The organism is Dyella japonica A8 (assembly GCF_000725385.1).
GTDB lineage: Bacteria > Pseudomonadota > Gammaproteobacteria > Xanthomonadales > Rhodanobacteraceae > Dyella > Dyella japonica_C.
This window is the reverse complement of sequence record NZ_CP008884.1, coordinates 1,878,583-1,903,674: the sequence shown is the minus strand read 5'-3', so window position 1 is coordinate 1,903,674 and position 25,092 is coordinate 1,878,583. Positions and strand designations below refer to the sequence as shown.

Genomic DNA, 25,092 nt, shown 5'->3' with positions numbered 1-25,092 from the left:
TAATGAGCACGCAAGCTAGGTCTTGAACAAGCCCTTACGCGGGCAGCGGAGTCGATTCCGGAAAGCGAATGCGCGCAATGTGGCGACGCCCATCGTGCGTCTGCAGTTCCAGCGGCCAGTGGAAGCGCTCGCTTATGCGCTGCGCGATGGCCAGCTCGAAACCATGGCGGTTCGGACGGCTCTGCGAGTCGTCGCAGCGGTGCGTCACCGTCACCACGCCCGGCATCACGGTAATCACCACGGTGCCGCCATCCGCCTGCTGGCAGGCGTTGCGGATCAGCTGCCAGCACAGCACCGCGAACACGCGCGGCGAACCGTGCAAGGCGAAGCGCGCGGGTTCGTCCAGTTCCAGCGTGATCGGCCGGCCTTCCAGCATGTCCATCACGTCCGGCAATTCGTGGCGGATCACGTCGTTGACGATGAAGTCTTCCTCGGTGAGTCCGTTGTCGGATTCGCGCGCAAGAATCAGCAAGGCCTCGACCAGCGCTTCCATTTCGCGCGTGGAACGCTTGATGCGCTGTACGGAGCGCTGGCCGAACTCGCCCAGCGACGCATCGTCCGCCAGCATGTCGGCGGACATCTTGATCACCGTCAGCGGGCTTCGCAGTTCGTGGCTGGCATCGCGGGTGAAGTTGCGCTCGCGCTGGTTGTAGCCGGCGATGCGGTTGGCGAAGGCATAAAGACTGTTCGCCAGCGTGGCCACGTCCGCGTCGGTGCGGCGCGACAGCTGGTCAGGGCGCCAGCCGTCAAGGCCGGTCGATTGCTCATCCCAGTCGCTCACCGCCCGCGCAAGCCGGCTCACCTGCACCCACAAGCGGCGGGCCGCGAGCCATGAAAGCCCACTGATGAGCACGATAAACGCCAGTGCCGCGACCTTCGGCATCACGTCGTAGAAACCCAGCACGCACGCGACCACGATGGCCAGCAACTGCAGGCCAAAGATGATCGCCAAGCGCCGTTGGTACAGCCCGCGCCGGAACGCCCGGCCGGGCTGTGCACTACCCCTGCTGGTCATAATCAACTCATGCGGACGCGATCATGCCGTCTGCGAGGCAGAAGCCACCTCCGACTCGAGATCGGCAAGGCGATATCCAGCGGAGTGGATGGTATGGAGCAGCGGGCGGTCAAACGGCTTGTCGATGACGCGGCGCAGGTTGTAGAGGTGGGAACGCAGCGTGTCCGAATCGGGCAGCGTGTCACCCCAGATCTCGCGTTCGATGTCACGACGGCTCACCACGCGGGGCGATTCGCGCATGAGGATGGCCAGCAACTTCAGGCCGATCGGCGACACGGTGAGCTCCTGGCCGCCGCGTACAAGCCGCAGCGTGGCGGTGTCCAACGTCATGTCGCCGACGGTGAGGATCTCGGTGGAAACCTGCCGCCGGTCGCGGCGGATCAGTGCGCGCAGGCGGGCTTCCAGCTCGCGCACTTCGAAGGGCTTCACCAGGTAATCGTCGGCACCGGCCTCCAGGCCGATGAGTTTGTCTTCCAGCGTATCGCGGGCGGTCAGCATAAGTACCGGCGTGGATTTCTTGGCGTCGCGACGCAGCTTGCGGCACACGTCCAGGCCATCCATGCCCGGCAGCATCAGGTCGAGCACGACCACGTCATAGCTATTGGAAACGGCCAGGTGCAGGCCGCTCACCCCATCGGCCGCGTAATCGACCGAATATCCCCTCCGCTCCAGAAATTCGCCGACCATTTCTGCGATCTGGCGATTGTCCTCCACCAGAAGGATCAGTCCTGCCTGTTCGTCGCGCGAGCTCATCCCTACCTCCTGAAGCTGACTTCACAAAGGTGAACAGCTAACGACTGGCATCGTGAGAGCCACGTGAAGACCGTGACGCCCGATTCACGCCCGGTTGTGATTATCCTCACGTTTAAGGCAACAAGGGCGCCAGGCCCTTCCAGACGTTGTCCAGCACCATGGGCTCGCCGGCCGCCACCGGGTGCAGCCCGTCCTGCTGCATCAGCTCCGGCTTCAGCGCCACCCCGTCCAGCAGGAAAGGCACCAGCGCCACGTTCTTCGCCTTGGCCAGGTCGGCATAGACCGCCCGCAGGCCGTCGCGGTACTGCGGGCCGTAGTTGACCGGCAGCTCGATGCCCAGCAGCAGCACGCGTGCATGGGCCTTCTGGCCGGCATCGATCATGGCCGCCAGGTTGTCCTTCAAAGGGGCCAGCGGCAGGCCGCGCAGGCCGTCGTTGGCGCCCAGCTCGATCACCAGCACGGCAGGCCGGGTCTTTTCCAGCAGCGAGGGGAGCCGGTTGCGGCCGCTCACCGAGGTTTCGCCGCTGATGCTGGCATTGACCACCGTCCAACCCGGCTCCATCTTCGCAAGACGGTCGCCGAGCAAATGGACCCAGCCGGCCTCGACCGGAATGTTGTGCGCGGCGGACAGCGAGTCGCCCAGCACGAGCACGGTTTTCACCGGCGCTGCCTGGGCAGCACCGGCGATGGCGCCCCACAGTACGACCACGCAGCAAAGGAAACGACGCATGAGTGGCAATGCCTCCGCTTTGTCCGGGAGTCCGCAGTCCGGCCCCCGAGGGGTTCTTCTGGATGCGGTCGATGTTAGCAAGTCGGTGCAGGGCCCCGAGGGCCGCCTGGACATCCTCAGCGGCGTGTCGCTGCAGGTGCGCGAGGGCGAGAGCTTCGCCATCGTCGGCGCCTCCGGCTCGGGCAAGACCACCCTGCTCGGCCTGCTGGCCGGACTGGACACGCCATCCGGCGGGCACATCGCGCTGGACGGCAACGCGCTCGAGCGCATGGACGAGGAAGCACGCGCGGACCTGCGTCGCCGCATGGTCGGCTTCGTGTTCCAGTCGTTCCATCTGCTGCCCGCGCTGACCGCCGAAGAAAACGTGATGCTGCCGCTGGAGCTGGAAGGCCGCGACGATGCCCGCGCCAGGGCGCGCGAAGCGCTGGAGGCGGTCGAGCTCAGCGCGCGCCGCCGGCACTATCCGGCGCAGCTCTCCGGCGGCGAGCAGCAGCGCGTGGCGATTGCGCGCGCCTTCGTGCACGGCCCGCGGCTGCTGTTCGCGGACGAACCCACCGGCAACCTCGACCAGCGCACCGGGCAGCACGTGAGCGACCTGCTGTTCGCCCTCAACCACGACCACCGCACCACCCTGGTACTGGTCACGCACGACCCGCGCCTTGCCGCGCGCTGCGCACGGCAGGTGACGCTGGACAATGGCCGCGTGCTCGCCGCGCCGCGCGCCTCAGCGGTGGTGGCGCCATGATGGCCGCCCCCATGGCAAGGGCGCACGCATGAGGCTGCTCACGCTCTCCCTGCGTAGCCTGCGCCGCGAATGGCACCTGCCCGAACTGCGCACGCTGGGCGCGTCGCTGGTGCTCGCCGTGGTCGCGCTGGGCGTGGTCGCCACACTGGCCGCGCGGATGGAACGCGGCGTGCTCGCCAGCGCCGCGGAGCTGATCGGCGGCGATATCGGCATCAGCGCGCCGCAGGCGCTGCCGGCGACGTACGCGGAGCAGGCACGCGGGCACGGCCTGCAGGTGACCCGTGGCGCCAGTTTTCCCAGCGTGGCTTTCGCGCACGAGCAGAGCCAGTTGCTCGATGTGCTCGCCACCGATCATGCCTACCCGCTGCGCGGCACGATGGAGCTGGCGAGTGGCACCGGCGGCAGCGTGGCCGGCCACGGGCCGGCGCCCGGCACGGTCTACCTGGATCACCGCGCGCTGGTCGCGCTGAACCTGAAGGTCGGCGACAACCTCCAGCTGGGCGGCCGCGACCTGCGCATTGCGGCCGAACTGGTGCGCCTGCCGGATGGCGGCGAACTGGTCGCCATGGCGCCACGCGCCCTGATGAACATCGGCGACGCCGAACAGGCCGGCCTGCTCGGCGTGGGCAGTCGCGCGCGTCACCGCCTGCTGGTCGCCGGACAACCCACGCCGGTGCAGGACTGGCGAACATGGGTAGAAGCACAGACGCTGCCGCAAGGCGCCGAGCTGATCACCCCGGAACAGACCCAGGAACGCATGCGCAGCGCCTTCGACCGCGCCAGTGCGTTCCTGCGCCTCACCGCGCTGCTTTCCGCCTTGCTGGCCGGCGTCGCCATCGCGCTGGCCGCGCAGCGCTATGCACGCCGCAAGACAAACGAAGTAGCCCTGCTGCGCGCCCTCGGCACGCCGCGCCGGCAGGTACTGGGGCTGCTGGTCGGCACGCTGGGGTTGCTGGCCGTGCCGTCGGTGATCGTGGGCGCGCTGATGGCACTAGGCCTGGCACAGATCACCTGGCGTTTCGCCAGCCAGATGTTTTCCGCCATCCCGACCACGCTGCCGCTGGGCCCCGCCATCGCCGCCGCCGTGATGGGACTGGCCGTGCTGGCCGGCTTCGCCCTGCCGCCGCTGGCGCGACTGGCGGAAGTGCCGCCGGTCGCGGTGTTCCGCGAAAGCGCGGCGCGACGCGTGCGCCGTTTCGATGCGCTGTACCTGGTACCCGCGCTGGTGGCCCTGCTGCTGATCTGGAGCCAGAGCGGCTCGGCCAAACTGGCTGGCATCCTCGCGGTCAGCCTGTTGGGCGTGGCCGTGGTCGCCGCCTTGCTCTCGGCCCTGCTGCTGTGGATCGCCCGGCGCGTGGCGCCGGGGGCACACCCGGCCCTGCGCCTCGGGCTGGCCGCGCTGGCCCGCCGTCGCGGCATGAGCCTGCTGCAGGCCACGGCGCTCAGCCTGGGCCTGGTCGCGTTGCTGCTGTTGGCCATCGTCGCGCCGGCACTGCTGGAAGGCTGGCGGAGCGAACTGCCGGCGGACACACCCAACTGGTTCGTGCTCAACCTGCAGGACGACCAGCGCGAAGGCTTTGAACAGGCGCTCGCGCGCATCAGCGCGAACAAGCTCAACATGCTGCCGCTCGCCGTAGGCAAGCTCACCGCTATCAATGGCCGGCCCATCGATCAATTGCACTTCAAGGACGAGCGCGCGAAAGACTGGTCCGATCGCCAGCTGCGCCTGTCCTGGGCAAGCGAACTGCCGCCGAGCAACCAGGTGATCGCCGGCCAGTGGCATGGCGAACATCCGGCGCAGGCTGAAGTGTCCATCGACACCATGTGGCGCGACATGTACGGCCTGAAGGTGGGCGACGTCATGAGCTTCAACGTCGGCGAAGGCAACATCGATGCGCGCGTGGGAAGCATCCGCAAGGTGGACTGGACGTCGTTCCGCGTGAACTTCTTCCTGGTGTTCGACCCGGCGCACGCCGCCTCCCTGCCGCATACCTGGATCGCCAGTTTCTACCTTCCACGCGGCCACACCGAATCGCTGGCGCAGTTGTCGCGCGATTACAGCAACCTCAGCCTGATCGACGTCGATGCGATGCTCGATCGCGTGCGCGAGATCGTGAACCAGGTCAGCGGCGCCGTGCGCTGGGTGCTTGGCTTCAGCCTGCTGGCCGGCGCACTGGTGCTTGCCGCCGCGCTCGCCTCCAGCGCGCAGGAGCGTCGACATGAAGCAGCCCTTCTGCGCACGCTGGGTGCACGCCGCACGCAACTGCGCATGGCGGCAGCCTGCGAGTTCGGCCTGCTCGGACTCGTGGCCGGACTGACCGCCGCACTCGGCGCGGCCGGCACGGGCTTGTGGCTGGGCCATGCGATCTTCCACATCGAGCATTTCGTGCCGCCACTGGGTTCGCTGCTGCTCGCTGCGCTGGGCGCTGCCCTGGTGGTGATGGTGCTGGGACTCGCGGGTACCGCGCGGGTGAGCCGCACCTCGCCGATGCGTTTGTTGAGGGAGTCCTAGGGACAGCCTGATCCATTTTTTGCAGGTGCGTCACGGGCGCTGCCTGCGCTCGGGCGATATCCAGAAAGCACCAAAGCCCGAGGGTCTGTTCCCGATCTCCTCACCGCCATCCCCGCGAAGGCGGGGATCCAGGGTCTTTGCTTTGAGCACCACCGAGAGCCGAAAGTCACTGGATCCCCGCCTTCGCGGGGATGACGGTGAGGGGAAGCAAGGTGCTACAGCAAGACAATGAAGAGGCTCCAGGAGCTTCTTCAAAGCCTCCATTCTTGGCACCCGTCATTCCGGCACACGTCGGAATGACGGTGAGCGACATGGGCGTTCAAGCGGGATTTCGAACGAGACCCCAGGGCTTTGGATATCATGCCGCGCACATAGAACGGATCAGGCCGCCCCGAGTGCCCTTCTGGATCAAGCGCCTCGCGCACGAAAAGCTGCTGATCGGCTTCGCCCTGCTGGCGATCGTGCTCGCCATCGCCGACCCACGCCCGCTGGCGACTTACCAACGCTGGCTGCAGTTGCCGACACTGGCGGGCCTGCTGGGCCTGATGATCTGCATCCAGGGCATTCGCGACAGCGGACTGGTGCAACATGCCGCCGCGGCACTGGTCGAACGCGCGCATTCGCTGCGCGTGCTCGGCGTGCTGCTGGTAACCGTCACCGCGCTTCTGTCGATGGTGCTGACCAACGACGTGAGCCTGTTCCTGCTGGTGCCGCTGACGCTCGCCATCGGCAGCATCTCGAACCTGCCGGTGATGCGCATGGTGGTACTGGAGGCGCTCGCGGTGAATGCGGGCTCCGCGCTCAGCCCCATCGGCAATCCGCAAAACCTGCTGCTGTGGCAGTACACCCACCTGCCCTTTCTCGAATTCGTACTGAAGATGCTGCCGGCGTTCGGCGTGATGTTCGTGCTGGTACTGCTGCTGACGGTGGCCTGGCTGCCGCGCGGGCGCGTGATCCTGCATGCGCAGGACATTGACGGCCATCCCGTGTCGGCTTCGCAGGCCATCCTTTCGGTAGCGGCGCTGGTGAGCATGGTGGTGATGATGGAGCACAACCATGCCGTGCTCGGCGCACTGCTGCTGTTTGTGCCATTCGCCCTGCTGGAGCGCAGCACGTTGCAGCGCGTGGACTGGCTGTTGCTGGCCACGTTTGCCGCGATCTTCCTGGGCCTTGGCCATTTCACCGAACTGGGCTGGGTGCAGCGCGGACTGGAAAGCCTCGACCTGGAAAATCCGCTGACGCTTTATGCCAGCGGCATTCTCTCATCGCAGCTGATCAGCAATGTCCCCGCCACCGTGCTGCTGTTGCGCCACGCACCGGATCCGATGGCGCTGGCCGTCGCGGTGAACGTCGGCGGCTTCGGCGTCGCCATCGGCTCGCTGGCCAACCTGATCGCGCTGCGCCTTGCGAAACAGCCGCGTGGTGCGCGGCTGCTGCACGAAGTGTCGATACCGTTCCTGCTGGTCTGCGCGCCACTGGTGTATCTGGCGTATCGCTGGATGGGTTGAAGGACCGGACACCGCGCCCCTCCTATCCGTCATTCCCGCATTCGCGGGAATGACGGGCTAACCGAGACTCCACGGACCTGCCATCGCAGGCTCAGTCACCGCGATCACGCGGCACGCTCACCTTGCCCTTGATGCCGGAGTGGTTGATGTCGCCGCTGCCCTTCGCGCCGACCGTCAGGTCGCCCTGCACATCGCGCACCACGAGGTCACCCGAACCCAGGGTATCCACCCGTACGTTGCCGCCGACATTACGCAGGCTGACGTCGCCCGAACCGATGCTGCCGACGCGCGCATCGCCGCGCACGCCATTGATCTTCAGGTCGCCCGAGCCCACCGAGCCCACGTCGAGGCTGTCAACGTCGTTCGCGTCGACGTCGCCCGAGCCGATGCTCAGCCCGAACGGTCCGCCGATCCTGCTCACGTGCACGTCGCCCGAACCCACCTGGGTGGTGAGCTTCTTCAGGCCCGTCACCCATGCATCGCCGGAGCCGACGTTGAGCACCACGGGGATCTGCGAAGGCATCTGCATGTCCAGCTTCAGGCTGGTGGAGCTGTGGCCAAACAGCGAGATGTTGATGCGGCTGTGGCCACCCGCTTCCACGATCAGGCGATCGCCTTCGCGACGCTGGGTGACGGTAAGGTCGTCCAGCAGCTTGGCGTCGGACGCGCAGGCACGCCCTGTCACCGTGCCGCCGTTGGCGCCATCGCTGCCCGTGAGGTGAAGCTCGTGGCTGTGCAGGTCCACCTCCACCTCGCGCACGCCGGCCAGGTCGAGCGTGAGATTGCGCGGCGCCTCGTGCTTGCAATCTTCAGCCTGGGAAGCCAGCGGCACAAACAACAGGACGGCAAGAAAAAGACGACGCATGGGTGACTCCTTGTGGACGGGACGAGGCTTGGATGGCCCCGCGCCGAAAAAGGTTTATAGGCCATCCCTCGTCAACGCGTACCCGTAAACAACGTTTGAGGCTTCACGTACCGACGTGGAGACCCCCTGCCATGCAACGCAAGACACTGCTCGCCTCCGCACTCGCCCTGCTGGTTGCCGGCGCGACCTCGCTGGTCATCGCCCAGGAAACGGGCCACCCGGCGCCGCCGGCCAAGAACGCCCCTGGCAAGCCGGGCCCGATGGACCGTGACGGCATGCCGGACGACTGGGTAGGCGGCCCGGATTTTGCCGGCCCCGGCCCAGGTTTCGGGCGCCCCGGCTTTGGCCGCATGGGCTTCGATGGCCCCGAATCGCCGGTGATCGGTGACCTCCGTGCCCTTGAGCACCTTTATCGCGAAGGCGGGCGTTCCAAGGAACTGCCCGCGCTCTACAACGACGTGCTGTCCAAATCGCAAGACCCGCGCGTGCGGACCTACGTGTACCACCAGCTCGCCCGCCTGCAATCCGCTCCGGCCAGCACCGACCAGGCCATTGCCACGCTGCGCAAGAGCCTGGACGAGAACCTGGGCAACGAAGCAAAAAGGCGCGCCGAGTTCGAAAAGATGCGCAGCGAGTGGGAGCAGCGCCGCAACCAAGCCAAGCCGGCACCCCAGCCCTAAGAGCCAGTTTGCAATCTCCTGCAAACGCCGATGTCCCTCACCGTCATTCCCGCGAAGGCGGGAGGCGTCTTTCAACAGCCGAATGGCTGGTCATCCAGTGCCTTTCGCGGCCCATAAAGACGCTGGATTCCCGCCTTCGCGGGAATGACGGTGAGGAAAATAGATTCGGGGCGAAATCGGGAACACGCTCCAAGGAAGAACAATAACAACGGCACTGCCGTCAGGCAGCGCTTTGCCCTGAGGCACGGGAACCCCAGAGCCCGTGCCTCCTTTTTTCCAGCAGCCGCCGCGAACGATCAGGCAGCCGTGTCGTCCAGACGCTTGGCCTGCTGCCACAAGGCCTCTTGCGAGGCGAGATCGTGCTCCGGCAGCGGCTTGCCATCGGCGTGGGCCATCCGCTCCATCGCGCGGAAACGGCGTTCGAACTTCGCGTTCGCATGACGCAGTGCCTGCGAGAAATCCACGCCGGCATGTCGCGCCAGGTTGACCACGACGAACAGGACGTCGCCGATCTCATCCTGCAGCCGCTGCCGGTCGCGGCCATTGGCGAACTCCGCGCGCACCTCGCCCACTTCTTCCAGCAGCTTGTCCAGCACGGGCTGTTCGTCGGGCCAGTCAAAGCCCACCTTCGCCGCGCGTTCCTGCAATTTCAGCGCGCGCTTCCATTCGGGCAAACCGCGCGAAACGCCGGCCAGTGCGCTGTCATCGTGCTGCTCGCCCTTGGCGGCGCGTTCGGCGGCCTTGATGTCTTCCCAACCCTGCTTCTGCGCGTCGAGGTCATCATAGTTTTCGTCGCCGAACACATGCGGATGACGACGCAGCATCTTGTCGCTGATCGCATGCGCCACGTCGGCAAACTCGAACAGGCGCGCCTCCTTGGCCATCTGCGCATGGAACACCACCTGCAACAGCAGGTCGCCCAGCTCGTCGCGCAGGTCTGGCCAGTCCTTGCGGTCGATGGCGTCGGCCACCTCGTACGCTTCTTCGATGGTGTACGGCGCGATGGTGGAGAAATCCTGCTGCACATCCCAGGGGCAACCCGTCTGCGGATCGCGCAGGCGCGCCATGATGGCGAGCAGGTCATCCATGCTGTGCTGCCGGTGGTCGCTCATGAAACGTCCAGATCGGCGGCCTGCAGGCGCCCCTTCCAGTCGATGGAGACGTCGCCCACGGCGATGAATTCGGGATTGATCAACGAATCGCCACGGTTGTAGCGCAAAGGATCGCCGGCAAGGTCGAGCACCGCGCCGCCGGCTTCTTCCAGCACGCTCTGCGCGGCGGCGGTATCCCATTCGCTGGTGGCGCCCCGGCGCAGATAGACATCCGCCTCGCCACGCGCCACCAGGCAGAACTTGAGCGACGACCCCAGCGGCATCGACGCGTAGTCGTTCCCGATCAGCTGCTGCAGCAAGGCCGTGCCCGATCCGCCGTGCGAGCGGCTACCCGCCACGGTGGCGGGCTCGACCATCCCGCGGGTGGCGATGCGTTCCCACGCGGCGCCCGCGGCACGCTGCAACCACGCGCCTTGGCCGCGCGCCGCCGCATAGAGTTCGCCCGTGACCGGGGCGAGCACCACGCCCAGGACCGACTCGTGGTTTTCGATCAGCGCGATGTTCACCGTGAACTCGCCGTTGCGCTTGATGAATTCGCGCGTGCCATCCAGCGGATCGACCAGCCAGTAGCGGCTCCACTCGCGCCGCTGCGACCATGGCGCGGCGCGGGCTTCCTCGGAAATGACGGGTAATGCGTCGTCCAGCGCGGCGAGGCCGGCGGTGATCACGCGCTGCGCGGCGAGATCGGCTGCCGTGACCGGCGAGTGATCCTGCTTGCGCTCGACTTCGAAGTCTTCGCCGTAGACGACAAGGATGGCCTCACCCGCGTCGCGGGCGATGGTGGCAACGTGTTGCAACAAGGCGGAAAAGGGGGCTGGGGTCATGTCGGCGAGAAGCGGCCGGCGAGGTATTCGCGGGCCATGAAGAGTGCGGCGATGGAACGGCCTTCGGTGACGTCGTCGCGGGCGACCAGGGTATGCAGGTCAGCCAGCTTCCAGGGAACCACTTCGAGTTCCTCGGGCTCGTCACCCTCCAGCCGTTCCGGATACAGATCCTGCGCGAGCACCACGTGCGCCATGTGGGTCATGTACGACGGCGACAGCGACAGGTTGTGCAGGATCCGGAGCTTGCGTGCGCCGTAGCCGACTTCTTCCTTGAGCTCGCGGTCGGCGCCCTGCTCTACCGTTTCGTCGCGGTCCAGGCGCCCCTTGGGCAGGCTCAGCTCGTAGCGGCCGACGCCCGCACCGTACTCGCGCACCAGCAGCACGGTCTCATCGTCGATCATCGGCACGATGATCACGGCACCCAGGCCACTGCCTTTCAGGCGCTCGTAGGTGCGGCGCTCGCCATTGGAGAATTCGAGATCGAGCTGCTCGACGCGCAGGAAGCTGCTGTCGTGCACGTCCCGGGTGGCATGGATGATCGGTGGCTTTCGCATCGGTCGATTGTAGCGCGCGGGTCAGCGGGGCGTCGGCGCGGCGTGGCTGCGGCCGCTGAACACGGCCCAGATCATCAGGCCAAGGGCGATGGCTTGAAGCAGGCTGCTGGCCACGGCCCATAGCGTGATGAACAACTGGGTCGTGGACATCGTGCCCTCATGCATCAGGTGGGGGATGTACCAGCCCGTCATCATCGATTGCGCAAGAATGAGCAACACCTGCAGCACGCAGGCCACCAGCAGAAGCAGGGCCGGCTTGCGCGCCCGGGCCCAGTACACGCCCGCCATCACGATGCCGACGATGGCGGCGACAAACATCGGCACGGTGCCGACGAGGACGGAGTAAACGGGGATCAGGTCGTCCATGACGGTTCCTCAATGCGGTGTCGAGAATCGATCGAGCGCCAGCGCGTGAATGGCCGGCGTGCCCGCCAGTACGCTGGTGGTGTCGAGCGTGGGCGCCTTGCCGTCGAGATCGGTGAAGACACCGCCCGCCTCGCGCACGATGACGGCCAGCGCCGCCACGTCGAGGATGTTCACGTCGGACTCGATCACCAAATCCAGGGCGCCGCGCGCCAGCAGGTGGTAATGGCAGAAATCGCCATAGCCGCGGATGCGGTTGCTGTCGCGGATCATCGCGCCGAGCGCATGCCAGCGTGCATCCCGGGTCAGTGTCTTGACGTTGCCGGTGGAGATGGAAGCCTTGGCCAGCTCGTCGGTGGTGGCCACGCGGACCGGCTCGCCGTCGAACCACGCGCCACCACCCGCCGTGGCCCACATGGTTTCGCCATACACCGGCGCGCTCGATACGCCCAGCACCAGTTCGCCACGGTGCATCAGTGCGATCTGCGTGGAGAAGAACGGCGTGCGGCGCACGAAGCTCTTGGTGCCATCCAGCGGATCGACCATCCACAGCAGGTCGTGGTTGTCGTCGTCGCGACCGAATTCCTCACCGTAGATCGAGGCCTGCGGCAGCGCCTTCTGCAGGATCTCGCGGATGGCGAGCTCGGCCTCGCGATCGGCCACGGTGACCGGCGTGTCGTCGCTCTTGAGTTCCACCGCCACACCCTTGCGCCAGTAGTGCCTCAGCACCACGCCAGCGGCCTCGGCGGCCTCGCGGGCGGCGTCGAGCGCCTTGGGCAGGTCCAGTCCGCTCATCGTTTCTCCCCGTGGATGGCGGCGGCAAGGCCACCGCTGTAGTTGATGTGCGTGACGCCTTCGGCGTCGGTGGTGCCGAAGGCTGTCAGCCAGCGCTGCAGCTCCGGTTGCTGGCCCCTGGCCCCGGCCGCGGCGATGAAGCGGCGCGCGAGGGGGCTGAACTGCAGGCGGCCATCGATGCGCAGCGGACCTTCGCCCTCGTCCTGCAGATGGCCCTCGATGACGCCGTTCACCGCGCGCAGATCCGCATGCAGGTTGCCCAGCGGCAGATCTTGTTGCCGGGGCACGCGCAGCAGGGCGTCCTGCCATTGCACGCGCGTATCCAGCGACCACGGCCAGCCGCCGCGCAGCTGGATCCGGCTTGCGGTCGCCCGCAGCGTGCCGCGCGGCAAGCCGCCCAGTACCAGCGGAGCCGCGCCGAATACGTCGAGGTCGAGGCGCATTTGGACGTCCGTCCAGACGGCTTCCGAACTTTGCCTGCCGGTCATGTTGCCCGCGAAATCGATGCGCGGGCCATGCAGTTCCACATGCAACCGGTTGTCACCCAGCAAGGCCAGGCGCGACAGCTGCCATTGCAGCGCCCCCAGGCCCTCGCCCTTGGCCGTCACCACCTGCCCGGCCCGGCCATCCCACACAAGACCGCTGACGTCATGCAGCTGCGCGCCATTCAGCCGCGCCTGAAGCCATGGGAGCACCCAACGGGCAGGCAGGAACCAAACCATCGCCGAACCCGCCAGCAGCAGGGTCGCAAGGCCAATGAGTGCGGTACGCCAGACCTTCAAATCGGCTCCCAGTCAGGATGCAAGACTTGAGCGAGCACGCTCGAAACGCCGATCATAGCCCGATGAACGCATTTCCTGCTGGCGACGCACTGGTACGTCGCGACCTTGACCTGCTCTGGCATCCCTGCACGCAGATGTATGACCACCGCACGGTGCCCATGGTGCCGATCGCCCGTGGCGAGGGTGCGTGGCTCATCGATACGAGCGGCCGCCGCTATCTGGACGGCATCAGCTCGTGGTGGACCAACCTGTTCGGCCATGCCAACCCGCGCTTGGCGGCGGCGCTCGCCGAGCAGGCCGGCACGCTGGAGCACGTGATCTTCGCCGGCTTTACGCATGAGCCCGCGGTGACCCTGGCCGAGGAGCTGGTGCGCGTGACACCGCCCGGGCTGGATCGGGTGTTCTACGCGGACAACGGTTCGGCCGCCATCGAAGTGGCGCTGAAGATGAGCTTCCACTACTGGCTCAACCAGGGGCACGGCGAGAAGACCCGCTTCATCGCGCTCACCGGCAGTTACCACGGTGAAACGCTGGGCGCGCTCTCGGTCAGCGACGTGGCCCTTTACCGCAAGACGTATGCGCCGCTGCTGCTCACGCCGATCCTGGCGCCTTCGGCGGACACGTACGAGGCGCATCCGGGCGAAAGCGCCAGCGACGTAGCACAGCGTCGACTCGATGAACTCCGGCAGCTGCTGGAAGAACACGCGCACGAAGTGTGCGCCGTCATCGTGGAGCCTCTGGTGCAATGCGCGGGCGGCATGCGCATGTACCACCCCGATTACCTCGCCGGCCTGCGCCGCCTCTGCGATACCTACAACGTGCATTTCATCGCCGACGAAATCGCCGTCGGGTTCGGACGCACCGGTACGCTGTTCGCGTGCGAGCAGGCCCATGTCGCGCCGGATTTCATGTGCCTGTCCAAGGGCCTCACCGGTGGCTTCCTGCCGCTGTCGGCGGTGCTTACCACCACGCAGGTCTACGAGGCGTTCTACGCCGAATACAGCGCGGGCAAGGCCTTTCTCCACTCGCACAGCTATACGGGCAACCCGCTCGCCTGCCGCGTGGCGCTGGAAACGCTGCGGATCTTCCGCGACGAGCCCGTGCTCGAGCGCAATCGCGTACTGTCCGCGCACCTGGCCAAGCGTCTGGCGCCGTTACGCGATCATCCCCATGTGGCGGACGTGAGGCAGACCGGCATGATCGCCGCCGTGGAACTGGTCGCAGACAAAACCACCCGCACGCCGTTCCCCTCACTGGAACGGCGTGGCCTGCGCGTCTACCTGCATGGACTCGAGCACGAGGCGCTACTGCGCCCGCTGGGCGACATCATCTACTTCATGCCGCCCTACGTCGTGAGCACGGACGAGATCGATCATCTGGTCGATACCGCCATCGCCGGCATCGAGCGCGCTGTTGCTTAGTGACCGCGGACGGTAATGCTCGGGTCCAGTTGCTCAAGCGCCCGGCCCGTATCCTGCTGACCCGTGTTGCGGATGTCCTGCTGGGTGTAGCTGCGGCCCGCCACTGGCAGGCAGGTGCCCGGCTTGGCCGGAATCAGGCTGCCGGTGCTCTGGATGCAATTGCGGTTGCCGGGTTTCAGCGGGGTCTGCGACGGATCCTTGTGCACCGCATTCTGCTGCTGGCTTGACGGGTCCGTCGCACCGGCGGCCGGTTCCTGCTGTGCCATGGCGACCGAGGTGACACCCAGCGCGATGGCAAGGACGAGAAGGGATTTGCTGACCATGGCCCACCTCCGGAGATTAGGGGGATATGCACATGCTGCGCCGGCACCGCCCGGCTGGCAAATGCCGCCAACGCGGCATCTCCCCCTCGTTCAGCCGAACGGTCGCAGCCACCATGGGACGATGCCGTGCCGGTCGGCTATGCTTTTTGCCTTTCCACCCTGCCAAAACGCTTCATGCGCACGATTCGCATACACGTCGACCAACCGCTCACCGTCGGCCAGGAACTGGGCCTGCCACCCCAGGCGGCCGAACACGTGGCGCGCGTGCTGCGACTGACGGCCGGCTCGCCCATCACCCTGTTCAACGGCGACGGCCACGATTACCCCGCCGTGATCCAGTCGGTGGGCAAGCGCGACGTCAACGTCCGGGTGGAAGCCGCCCAGGCCGTCGCCAACGAATCCCCCCTGCCGCTGACACTCGCCCAGGGCGTCGCCCGTGGCGAAAAGATGGACCTGATCGTGCAGAAAGCCACCGAACTGGGCGTGGCGCGCATCGTGCCGCTGCTGACCGAACGTTCGGAAGTGAAACTGGACGCTGGCCGCGCCGAAAAACGACTCGCCCACTGGCAAGCCGTGGTGGCCAGCGCCTGCGAACAAAGCGGCCGCGCCCGCGTGCCCGAAGTGCTGCCGGCCGTGCCGCTGGAACAGTGGCTGCGGCAGCTTCCGCAGGACGGCGCGCTGCGCCTGGCGTTGCTGCCCGAGGGCACGCAGCGTCCGGGCGAGCTGAAGTTCCCGGCGACCGGTGGCGTGCTGGTGGTCGGCCCCGAGGGTGGGCTGGGCCAACGCGATACGGCGGCGCTGACCGACGCCGGCTTTATTGGCCTGCGCCTGGGGCCGAGGATTCTGCGGACGGAGACGGCCGGGCTTGCCGCGCTCGCGGCGCTGCAAGCGTTGCATGGGGATGTTTGAGCGCGATGGAGTGCTGCTGCTCCTCGTCCGACCAGCTTCCAAGAGAGAGAGGACGAGCGGTGGGTGATGTTCGGCGTGAACGGCCTAGGGGCACGGAAGGCGGTGCCGCGCAGCGGCACGACGCTCCGCGTTAAGCCCTCGCCGCCACGGCGCGTTGCGAAGCGCTTGGAAGTACCCGCTGTGTAGTGGCGAAGGTGGCCAAGTAGCAACGTTCCTCGAGCGTTCGGGCTTATCCCAACGAAATGCTGCCAGCTCTTCAGGCCATTTTCTTTGGGTTACTTTTCTTTTGGGCCAACAAAAGAAAAGTGACTCGGCCTCCGGCAGGAGGTCGAAACGCCCGCTGCGTAAGCGGCCAGCTCGCGGAATCATGGCGACCGAAGGCCCCAGGCCATAGAGAGCAAAGTCACTGGATGACCAGCCCTTCGGCTGTTGAAAAGCGCCTCCTGCCTTCGCAGGGATGACGGCATCTATGAAGCCGTGAGGCTAGACCGCCCGTTGCCCGTTGCCCGTTGCCCCTCTCCCTCTCCCCATAAAGGGGAGAGCATCGAAGGGTCATGCCATGCCCGGCTCAGCTCGCCAGTTCGAGCAACTCGACCAACTCCGCCTCGATGCCCTCGAGATCCGGAATCACCGCGATGTCATCACGCACCAGCACCTGCGCACGCACACCCGGCGGCAACGGCGCCCCATCATGCGTGGGAATGATCAACTCCGCATTGAGCGTCGTCAGGCGCGGAAAACCCTGCGTCACCATCGCAATGAACGGCAGGTCCGCATGGCCACCCAGTGCCTTCAGCACCGCCACGCGCACCGCCTGCTCACTGTCACCCTCGCCGGCACCCGCCAGCGTGTTGAACGACACCAGCGGCACGCGCCAGCCACGCCATGCGATACGCCCCAGCAACCACGAAGGCGAACCCTCCACCGGCTCGGGCGAGGGCATGGTGATCACTTCAGCCACAGTGGCATTCGGCAGCAGCAAGCGCAGGTTGCCGACCGGCACCAGCACGCAACGGATTTCACGCGGTAGTGGCAAATCGCTCATCGCCGGCCCTCCATCGACATCTCTTCCACCAGGCGCGCCGCCAGCTCGGCCGGCGTACCCGAATAACTATGCAGGCGCTCGGCCTCGATGCCGTGCACCATATCGGCGAACTGGCCATCCGACGACTCGATCCACACTTGGCCGCCACGATCATGGATGGCCTGGCAGCCACCCAGCGCATCGTTGGCCTGGCCCGCGAACACGATGGCCTGCGCATTGCGGCCGAAGACGTTGGCCGCCAGGGTGAAGCTGGCATCGATCGGCGAACTGCGCACGTCGTCGTTCTCCAGCGGGTGCAGATCCACGCGACCATCGCGGTGTATCCGCGCCTGCTGGCCGTTCGGCACCACCAATACCTCGCCCACACGGGCTCGCACGCCGGGCGCCGCCACTTTTACCGGCAATTCGCTGTAACGCGTCAGCGTTTCCGACAGTGCCTCGGCGCTCTTGCCGCCCAGATGCTGGACGTGCAGCACCGCGGCCCGCAGGCTGGTCGGCAGCATCGACAGGAACGAGCACACCGCTTCCAGACTGTCGGCCGCCGCACCCAACACGAGCAGGCGGCCAATCGCGCCCTCCAGCTCCTGCAACACCATTTCGTTGCCGCCGCCGTCGAACTCCCTGGGCGCCAGCGCTTCTTCCATCGACACCAGCTCCAGCTTCATGCCGGGCTGGATGATGGAGCCCCCTTCCTCGCCGCCTTCCGGGGCCAGGAAATCCGCGGCGCTCAGCTTTTCGATACCGAACGACACCGGCTCCGCCGGCAAAACCTCGGTTTCGGTCGCGGTCACCGCTGCGGTTGCCGCTGCGGCCATCGGAGCCGGAGCCGGAGCCGGGGCGGGTGCCGGTGCATCACTGTCGTCCACCAACGACCAGCCCGATGCCAGGTCCAGCAACGACGATGTCGACGTGTCCTTGCTTTTGGACGCCGACGACATGAACGACTCGTCGAGCGGTGCGAGTGCGAGGTGATCCAGCTGGAACGACGGCATCTGACGGGAACCCGAAGCCTGCAAGGGTTCGTCGATCGGAGCGTGGCCCTGCGTGGCAAGCGTATCCAGCCCGAACGTACCGTCGTGCAACGGCGGCAGCTCGGCATGGGCATCGAACTTCAGGCCGGATCCGAAATCATGGTCCGCAGTGATCGGCTCAGCGGCGAATGCGGCAAAATCACCGTCATGCAGCGGAGGCAGTTCGTCCTCCGCGTTGAATGTCAGGCCGGAGCCGAACGCCTCGTCAACCACCAGCGGCACGTCTTTCAGCGCGGCGAAGTCGTCGACGTGCAACGAATCGTGCATCGGCTGGTGCGCGGATAGCGACGCGGCTTGATCCTCGGCAACCGGTTCATCGGCGGCCAACAAGGCTTCCAGCTCGGCCGCCAGCGACTCTGACTGCACTTCCGTGGCGTGCACGGCCTGTGGCTCGATCGCCACCACGGGTGCGACAAGATCCTCCGACGCCGCCTGGAACCCCGTCACCGGAGCCACATCGGCAGCATCCACCGCCACGGGCGCCACGACTTCGGGCACGGACGGCGCGTCGAGCGGACGCGGCGGGTCGAGATCGCCCTGCGCCATCACCTTCACGGCAAGATGGCGCGCCCAGCGCGCACGATCCCAGCCGTCCAGCAAACGGCTCGCGGCAGCATCGTTGAACACCACGCGCGGACGGTCACCGTCGATCACGTCGTAGAGACGGTCGATGTCCTCGTCGGCCTCTTCGTCCAGGTTCACCACCAGCACTTCGGCGCCGGTGGTGTCGATCATCTGCCTGCTCAAGGTAGAGAGCGGACCTTCGTGCACGATCCTCGCACCGCGTTCCCGCAGTGCTTCGCGCAATTGCCCGCCAAGCTCCCCGTCATCGAACAACAACGCTACCGCAGTCGCCGTTTCAGCCATTGAACGACTCCGTGGCACGCTGGTCGAGCACCTCACCGATCTGCGCGAGCAATTCGGCCTCCTGGTAGGGCTTGCCGAGGTAGCGGTCCACGCCGATGTCGAACGCGCGCTGGCGATGCTTATCGCCGGTGCGCGAGGTGATCATGATGATCGGCACGTCGCGCAGTCGCGGATCGGCCTTCATCTGCGTGGCCAGCTCGTAACCGTCCATGCGCGGCATCTCGATGTCGAGCAGCATCAGGTCGGGCACGCGGTCGTGCAGCTTTTCGAGTGCGTCGACGCCGTCCTTCGCGGTGGCCACTTCGTACTCGTGGCGCTCCAGCACGCGGCCGGTGACCTTGCGCATGGTGATGGAGTCGTCGACCACCATCACCAGCGGACGCACGCGCGTCTCTTCCACCACCGGCGTGGCCACGGCACTGAGGCCTTCGTCCAGGCGAGCCTGGCGACGGGCGGTACCGTGGCGCACCAGCGGCGCCAGGTCGAGAATGATCAGCACCGAGCCATCGCCCATGATGGTCGCGCCGAGAATGCCCGGCACCGAGCTGATCTGCGGACCGACCGACTTCACCACGATTTCGCGCGAGCCGATCACGGCATCGATGCGGATCGCGGCGCGCAGATCGCCCGAGCGCGTCAGCAGCAGCGGGATCTGTTCTTCGTCGGCCACGTGACTGGCCGAAATGCCCAGCAGGGCGGACAGCTCATGGATGTCGAAGCTCTCGCCGCCGTACGGGAAGGTCGGCTCCGGATCGGCCATGCGCTCGGCCAGTTCCGCCGGGCTGATGCGCGCCACGCCCTGCACCGAGGTCATCGGAATGGCAAAGGTGGCCTCGCCGATGCGAACCAGGATGGCCTGCGTGACCGCCAGCGTGAACGGCAGGCGCAGCACGAAAGTGGTGCCCTGCCCTTCCTTCGATTCGATCGACAGCGCACCGCCGAGCTGCTTGATTTCGTTCGCCACCACGTCCATGCCCACGCCGCGGCCGGCGAGCTGGGTCACGGTGCTGGCGGTGGAGAAGCCCGGCTGCGTGATGAGTGCGAGCACCTGGTCGTCGCTGATGCGCGCGTCGGCGCGGATCAGCCCACGCTCCACGCCGCGCTTGCGGATGGCATCGCGATCCAGGCCGCGGCCGTCGTCCGTGACGCGCACCACCACTTCGGTGGCTTCGCGCGCCACGCGGATGCGCACGGCGCCTTCTTCCGGCTTGCCCGCCTTGCGGCGATCGGCCGGCGACTCGATGCCGTGCGCCACGGCGTTGCGCAGCATGTGCTCAAACGGCGCCTTGATGCGGTCGAGCAGGTTGCGATCCATTTCGCCGTGGGCGCCTTCCACGTACAGCTGGGCGCCCTTGCCTTCTTCCTGCGCGGCCTGGCGCAACGTGCGGCGCAGGTTCGGCACCATGGTGTCGAAGGGCAGCATGCGCGTGCGCAGCAGGCCGTCCTGCAGCTCCGAACTCACGCGGGACTGTTGGATCAACAACGTTTCGGCCTGACGGGTCAGTTCGTCCAGCATGCCCTGGATGGACACAAGGTCGGACACCGACTCGGCCAGCGCACGCGAGTACTGCTGCAACTGCGAGAAACGGTCGAGCTCGAGCGGGTCGAACACCGAGATGCCGGCTTCGCGATGCTCGCGCTGGAAGCGCGCGATGATCTGCGCTTCGGTTTCGATCTCCATCATGCGCAGCTGGCTGCGCAGACGCTGCACGGTCTGGTCGAGTTCGACCAGGTTGAAGCGGTAACCGGCGACCTGCTGCTCCAGGCGCGAACGGTAGATCGCCACCTCGCCCGCATGGTTCACCAGCGTGTCGAGCAGTTCGGCGCGAACGCGGATCTGTTCCTGCGGCGCGCTCGGCACATCGTCGCGTTCTTCCGGCAGGAGTTCCGGCAGCGGTGCCATGCGTGCCGGGAACGGCACGACGTTGGCCGGTTCCGCGGCAGGCGCCTGCTCGGCTTTTCCGCTGCCTTCGCCGGCCATGCCCAGGAAGCGATCGATGACCGCCTGCGGGTACGGCACCGGGCGGCCCTGCGACACGAGCTGCACGAGGCCGTGCAACTGGTCGAAGCCCGATTCCAGCGCGGCGATCAGTTCGCCGATGTGCGCCGAGTCCGCGTGCAGCGGCTTCTCCAGGGCGGTTTCGATGGCATGCGTCAGGTCGCCCACCGGCACCAGGCCGGCAATGCGCGCGCCACCCTTGAGGGTGTGCAGGTCGCGCTGGATCTCGCCGAGATGCTCGATCGCCGCCGGCTCCGCGCGCCACTGCGCCAGCACGCCGTCGGAGTGATCGAGGATCTCGCGCGCTTCCTCGACGAAGATCTCCAGCAGATCGGGGTCGATCTGGTTGTACAGCTGTGCCGTTTCATCGACCGGTGCTTCCGGTGCGGCAGGTGCGTCGGCCTCCGCGTGCACTTCCGGCACCGCAGGTGCTTCCGGCGCTGCGTGCGGCGCAGCAACCTCGGCTTCCGGCGTCTGGGCCAGCAACGATTCGACCGCGTGCCCGATCGCCACAGGCTCGGGCATGTCGCTCACCGGCTCGATGACCTCCGGCTCCGACGCCTCGTGCCCATGCACGGCCGTCTCCGGTTCCGGCTCGTCCAACGCCTGAGCTTCCAGCACGACTTCTTCGTCGGCAATTTCGATTGCCGGCGCTTCGAGCTCGATCTCTTCGATCGGCAGATGGTCGATCGGGGCCGGCGCCTCGCCAGACGGAAGGTGCTCGCTTTCGGTCGTCTCGGCGACGTGCGGCACCTCGACCTCTTCGACCAAGTGATGCGCAACAGGCTCGGCCTCGACGGCGGATTCCGTTTCCTCGAGCGTCAACTCAGGCACGCCGGCGTGCTCGCCCGGTACCGGGCCGATCTCCAGCGTTTCGGCTTCGCCGATCAGCTCGGCATAAATGTCGGCAAACTCGTCGTCTTCCGCCGGATGGACGGCAGCATGCTCCGGCGCCTGCGGGAGCGGCTCGGCAGCCGGCAGGTGCGCGTCCAGATCGTATTCACCCAGCGCGGCGAGCAGTTCGTCGGCGTATTCGTCCGTTTCGGGCGCTACAGGCGGCGCCGCCAGTTCGACATGTTCGACCGGCAGCGCGGCGTCCGACAGCGCCTCGTCCAACGAGGCGGCCAGCGATTCTTCGTGCGAGGCATCGATCGCGTGCGGCAAAACCTCGTCGTGACCGTCGGCGGGCGTCTCGAACAGGACGTGCGCCACCTTCGGTTCGGGCTGGCTGTCGCGCAGTTCGGTCAGGCGATGGATCAGGCCCGACAGGTCCGGCAACTGTGGCGACGGCGCGTCGAACTGGTTCATCACGTGATCGACGGCGTCGGCGCTCTGGCTGAGCAGCAGCACGCCTTCCGGCGACAGCGGCAGGTTGGCCGCGCGCAGTCGCTTGAGCAGGCTTTCCAGCGGCGACAGCAGCTGGGTCAGCAGCGGAATGTCGACCATGGCGATGGCGCCGTGCAGCGTGTGCACCGCGCGCAGCAGGCTGTCTTCCACGCGCAGCTCGCCGTCGACGCGGTTGATCGCCGTACGGATGGTGGCCAGGTACTGCGCCACTTCGCTGCGCAGGATCTCCAGCAGCACCGGATCGATCGGCGGCATCACCGGCGCTTCGATCAGGTCGTGTGCGGGCTCCGGCACGGCCGGCGCGACATGCGACGTCTCGATATCGGCCAGGCTGGCGGCGGGAATGGCATCCGCCGCCACGTGGACGCGTGGCACGCGGCGACGGACGGTACGGCGCACGGTTTCGGTCGCACCGGAGGTCGCCACGTCGGCCAGTCGCGCGTCGATCTGCCCGGAGGACAGGCGCTCGGCGATCTCCACGATCGCCGCGACCGGCGCGGTCACCGCGCCCTCGCCCATCAGGGCGGCGCGCAACTGGGGCAGCGCGTCGATGGCGGCGGTCACCACTTCCTGCACGCCCTCGTTCGGCGGGACCGACTGGTCCAGCACGCGGTTGAGCATGTTCTCCACCTTCCACGCGTACTCGCCGAGCAGGGTGGCGCCGACGAGGCGGCCCGAACCCTTGAGCGTGTGGAAGGAGCGGCGGATCGAGGTCAGCGCGTCGAGCTGCTGTACATCTGCCAGCCAGGTCTTGCGGGCGGCATGCAGGTTGTCGATTTCTTCCTGCATTTCCTCCAGGAAGATGTCGCGGATGTCGTCGTCGATACCCGCGGTGCTCGACTGGAAACCGGCGTCGATGGCAGAGGCACCGGCAACCGGTACTTCCTCGACGATCTCTTCCTCGATTTCGATCCAGTCTTCCTGGCCGTCGTGCACCGGCTCCTGCGGCGTGACGTGCACCGTATCGGCCAGGCGCAGCCCGGTGATCTCCTGCGGTTCGGGATGCGGCGTTTCGCTGTGCCCAACGATCAGGCCGGAAAGGTCATCGCCATGGGCGACGCTGACGCTCTCGGACAGATCCGGCTGGTTGGCCAGGGCGGCGGCGAGCGCGGCGTCGGCGGCGCGGGCGACATGCTCCGGCGCTTCGTCCATGTCGTCGCCGGACGGCACGCGGGCGGCCGGCGGCGGCCAGTAACCCAGGCTGCTCAGGCTGTGCTCGGCCACGTCCAGGATGTGTTCCAGCCCGCCGCGGTGTTCGCGTGCCGCTTCGAGGTAGTACTCGAGCGCAGCGAGTGCGTCGGCCAGGTGATCCATCTGCGCGGTGCTGGGCACGCGGCGATCGACCAGCAATTCGTTGCCCACGAAGCGGCCGATGCCTTCGGCCAGCTCGGCCGGGCGCGGTGCCGACAGCATGCGCATGGCGCCGGCCACTTCGTCCATCAGCGCGCCGACGTCGGCGAGCTGGCGGGCCTGCCAGCCCGATTCCACGTAGGCGACGATGGCGTCCTTCACCTTGCCGGTGTTGGCGGTCGCCTCGTGCATCAGCGTGGCAAGGATGTGGCGGGCCTCGCTGCGCGGCAGCATGGCAGTCGGCGATTCGGTGGCGACTTCGCCGTCCGCACCGAGGCTTTCGATGTGATCGTCGAGTGAGGCTTCCACGTACAGCAGTGCACCGGCGACGTCGAGCAGCAGCTCTTCGTCGGGCGCGCGCACGCGGCTGGCGATTTCTTCGAGCACGCGACGCTGCTCGTTCACCACGCGGCGCGGCACGCCAAGGGCAAGCATGCCCAGCGTGTCGCCCACGCGCTCAAGGATGTCGGTCTGGTTGGCGAGCTGGCCGGGATCGGCGTCGGTCTGCCGCAGGAACAGGTCCAGCGACTCCTTCACGCGCAGCAGGTCGTCCTTCAGTGCCTTGGCGACGGAATCGAGTAGGGCCCGGTTGTGGCCGGCCATCGAGCCGCGCGCGTGTTCGACTTCGCTCTGCTCGGGCAGCAGCGCGTCGAGCGCGTAAGTCTGGCGCAGCTGCTCCATGCGCGGGCTGCCCTGGCGGACCTGGCCCACGACATAGAGAAGCTTGCGCGCGAGTTCGTCGGCATCGCCGCCACGCAGGCTGGCTTCGCCGTGTTCGACCAGCTGGCGGATGCTGCGGTCGACCTTGCCGATCAACTGGCGCACTTCGCCCGTCTGGGTCTTGAGCGCGCCCTGCTGCACACCTTCCAGCACGCCCGCCGCGATCCACCACAGGCGACGGCCCGGAACGGTGTGGCAGCGCGCCGTGATGGCGTCCAGTGTCTGGATCATGCCCGTGAGCTGCTGGTCGCCGCCCTGGCCACGGAACCACGACAGCAACTGCTGCTGGAAGCGCAGTCGCAGCGTGGTGACTTCATTGCGCTGGCGCTCGCCCTGGACCTCAGGCAGCGATGCCGGCGCCTGAGCCGGCAGCACGACTTCGAGATTGGGAGTGAACAGCGCCGATTCATGCAGCGCCTGCTGGCCACGGCTGGAACGCAGATCGTTGAGCAGCGGCAGCAGCACCACCGGCACATCGCGATGGCCGCCGGAAAGCCGCTCGAGATAGTCGGGCAGCTGCATCAGGCCGCGCATCAGCGCGGCATAAGCGTCATCGCGCTGGGCTACGTGGTCTTCGAGCAGGGAGATGGCGAGTGTTTCCATCTCCTCGGTGACCATGGCCGCGCCGTATAGCTCGACCATGCGCAGCGTGCCGTGCACCTGGTGCAGGCTGTCCGCACAGGAACGCATCGCATCCCGGTTGTTCGGGTTGTCGACGTAGGACTCCAACGCCTCACGGGCCAGGGCGAGCGTCTCGTCGAGCTCGGGCTTGACCCACTGCAACGTGGTGAAATCGATATGGTCTTGAAGTCTCATGCGCCCCTCTCAGCGGCCACGTAACG

20 protein-coding genes are annotated in these 25,092 nt (G+C 66.9%); 6 read left to right on the top strand and 14 right to left on the bottom strand.

What is annotated here, in order from left to right:
- Nucleotides 1-34 precede the first annotated feature (34 nt).
- The 3 genes from HY57_RS07845 to HY57_RS07835 form a co-directional block, all read right to left on the bottom strand.
- Entirely contained in the window at nucleotides 35-1,015 is a 981-nt protein-coding gene (locus tag HY57_RS07845) for a sensor histidine kinase (RefSeq protein WP_019464748.1), read from the bottom strand.
- Between the two features lie 21 nt (nucleotides 1,016-1,036).
- Nucleotides 1,037-1,768, bottom strand: coding sequence for a response regulator transcription factor (locus HY57_RS07840; RefSeq protein WP_019464749.1), 732 nt, complete (start codon nucleotides 1,766-1,768; stop codon nucleotides 1,037-1,039).
- 112 nt (nucleotides 1,769-1,880) lie between these two features.
- A complete protein-coding gene (locus HY57_RS07835) occupies nucleotides 1,881-2,498 on the bottom strand; it encodes an arylesterase (protein WP_019464750.1) in 618 nt (205 codons plus the stop codon).
- Here HY57_RS07835 and HY57_RS07830 point away from each other — a divergent pair.
- The 3 genes from HY57_RS07830 to HY57_RS07820 all read left to right on the top strand — a co-directional run bounded on the left by HY57_RS07830 (nucleotide 2,497) and on the right by HY57_RS07820 (nucleotide 7,263).
- Entirely contained in the window at nucleotides 2,497-3,243 is a 747-nt protein-coding gene (locus tag HY57_RS07830; RefSeq protein WP_081500614.1) for an ABC transporter ATP-binding protein, read from the top strand. The two genes, HY57_RS07835 and HY57_RS07830, sit on opposite strands and share 2 nt — an antisense overlap.
- A 28-nt stretch (nucleotides 3,244-3,271) precedes the next feature.
- Nucleotides 3,272-5,755 (top strand): ABC transporter permease, encoded by a 2,484-nt coding sequence (locus tag HY57_RS07825; RefSeq protein WP_026033835.1) that lies wholly within the window; start codon nucleotides 3,272-3,274, stop codon nucleotides 5,753-5,755.
- Between the two features lie 395 nt (nucleotides 5,756-6,150).
- Nucleotides 6,151-7,263: an SLC13 family permease gene (locus tag HY57_RS07820; RefSeq protein ID WP_019464753.1), complete on the top strand. Its 1,113-nt coding sequence runs from the start codon at nucleotides 6,151-6,153 to the stop codon at nucleotides 7,261-7,263.
- A gap of 91 nt (nucleotides 7,264-7,354) precedes the next feature.
- Here the strand turns inward: HY57_RS07820 and HY57_RS07815 are convergent, their stop codons facing one another.
- Nucleotides 7,355-8,128 (bottom strand): DUF4097 family beta strand repeat-containing protein, encoded by a 774-nt coding sequence (locus HY57_RS07815; protein WP_019464754.1) that lies wholly within the window; start codon nucleotides 8,126-8,128, stop codon nucleotides 7,355-7,357.
- A gap of 131 nt (nucleotides 8,129-8,259) precedes the next feature.
- Between HY57_RS07815 and HY57_RS07810 the strand changes: the two genes are divergently transcribed.
- Nucleotides 8,260-8,808, top strand: coding sequence for a hypothetical protein (locus tag HY57_RS07810; protein ID WP_019464755.1), 549 nt, complete (start codon nucleotides 8,260-8,262; stop codon nucleotides 8,806-8,808).
- A gap of 296 nt (nucleotides 8,809-9,104) precedes the next feature.
- Here HY57_RS07810 and mazG read toward each other — a convergent pair whose 3' ends face one another.
- Genes mazG through gspN form a run of 6 tightly spaced genes read right to left on the bottom strand, consistent with a single transcriptional unit; the run spans nucleotide 9,105 to nucleotide 13,238 of the window.
- Nucleotides 9,105-9,920: a nucleoside triphosphate pyrophosphohydrolase gene (mazG, locus tag HY57_RS07805; RefSeq protein WP_019464756.1), complete on the bottom strand. Its 816-nt coding sequence runs from the start codon at nucleotides 9,918-9,920 to the stop codon at nucleotides 9,105-9,107.
- Complete coding sequence (gene cysQ, locus HY57_RS07800) at nucleotides 9,917-10,744, bottom strand: 3'(2'),5'-bisphosphate nucleotidase CysQ (protein ID WP_019464757.1); 828 nt, start codon at nucleotides 10,742-10,744, stop codon at nucleotides 9,917-9,919. Before cysQ ends, mazG begins: the two co-directional genes overlap by 4 nt.
- Complete coding sequence (gene nudE, locus HY57_RS07795; protein ID WP_019464758.1) at nucleotides 10,741-11,298, bottom strand: ADP compounds hydrolase NudE; 558 nt, start codon at nucleotides 11,296-11,298, stop codon at nucleotides 10,741-10,743. The genes cysQ and nudE overlap by 4 nt, the downstream gene beginning before the upstream one ends.
- A 21-nt stretch (nucleotides 11,299-11,319) precedes the next feature.
- Nucleotides 11,320-11,664, bottom strand: a complete 345-nt coding sequence (locus HY57_RS07790) for a hypothetical protein (RefSeq protein ID WP_019464759.1) — start codon at nucleotides 11,662-11,664, stop codon at nucleotides 11,320-11,322.
- A gap of 9 nt (nucleotides 11,665-11,673) precedes the next feature.
- A complete protein-coding gene (locus HY57_RS07785; RefSeq protein ID WP_019464760.1) occupies nucleotides 11,674-12,456 on the bottom strand; it encodes an inositol monophosphatase family protein in 783 nt (260 codons plus the stop codon).
- The gene (gspN, locus tag HY57_RS07780) at nucleotides 12,453-13,238 is read right to left on the bottom strand and encodes a type II secretion system protein N (RefSeq protein WP_019464761.1); all 786 of its coding nucleotides are present in this window, start codon (nucleotides 13,236-13,238) and stop codon (nucleotides 12,453-12,455) included. The genes HY57_RS07785 and gspN overlap by 4 nt, the downstream gene beginning before the upstream one ends.
- 62 nt (nucleotides 13,239-13,300) lie before the next feature.
- Between gspN and HY57_RS07775 the strand changes: the two genes are divergently transcribed.
- Nucleotides 13,301-14,659: an adenosylmethionine--8-amino-7-oxononanoate transaminase gene (locus HY57_RS07775; protein ID WP_019464762.1), complete on the top strand. Its 1,359-nt coding sequence runs from the start codon at nucleotides 13,301-13,303 to the stop codon at nucleotides 14,657-14,659.
- On the opposite strand, the gene HY57_RS07770 is transcribed toward HY57_RS07775, so the two are convergent.
- Nucleotides 14,656-14,982, bottom strand: coding sequence for a hypothetical protein (locus HY57_RS07770; RefSeq protein WP_019464763.1), 327 nt, complete (start codon nucleotides 14,980-14,982; stop codon nucleotides 14,656-14,658). The genes HY57_RS07775 and HY57_RS07770 overlap by 4 nt on opposite strands.
- 174 nt (nucleotides 14,983-15,156) lie before the next feature.
- Here HY57_RS07770 and HY57_RS07765 point away from each other — a divergent pair, with 174 nt between their 5' ends.
- Nucleotides 15,157-15,891, top strand: a complete 735-nt coding sequence (locus tag HY57_RS07765) for a 16S rRNA (uracil(1498)-N(3))-methyltransferase (protein ID WP_019464764.1) — start codon at nucleotides 15,157-15,159, stop codon at nucleotides 15,889-15,891.
- A gap of 568 nt (nucleotides 15,892-16,459) precedes the next feature.
- Here HY57_RS07765 and HY57_RS07760 read toward each other — a convergent pair.
- From HY57_RS07760 to HY57_RS07750, 3 genes are read right to left on the bottom strand one after another with little or no spacing between them, the layout of a single operon-like run.
- A complete protein-coding gene (locus HY57_RS07760; RefSeq protein ID WP_019464678.1) occupies nucleotides 16,460-16,936 on the bottom strand; it encodes a chemotaxis protein CheW in 477 nt (158 codons plus the stop codon).
- Entirely contained in the window at nucleotides 16,933-18,834 is a 1,902-nt protein-coding gene (locus HY57_RS07755) for a chemotaxis protein CheB (protein ID WP_026033825.1), read from the bottom strand. The genes HY57_RS07760 and HY57_RS07755 overlap by 4 nt, the downstream gene beginning before the upstream one ends.
- Complete coding sequence (locus HY57_RS07750) at nucleotides 18,827-25,066, bottom strand: Hpt domain-containing protein (protein WP_019464680.1); 6,240 nt, start codon at nucleotides 25,064-25,066, stop codon at nucleotides 18,827-18,829. Before HY57_RS07750 ends, HY57_RS07755 begins: the two co-directional genes overlap by 8 nt.
- Nucleotides 25,067-25,092 lie beyond the last annotated feature (26 nt).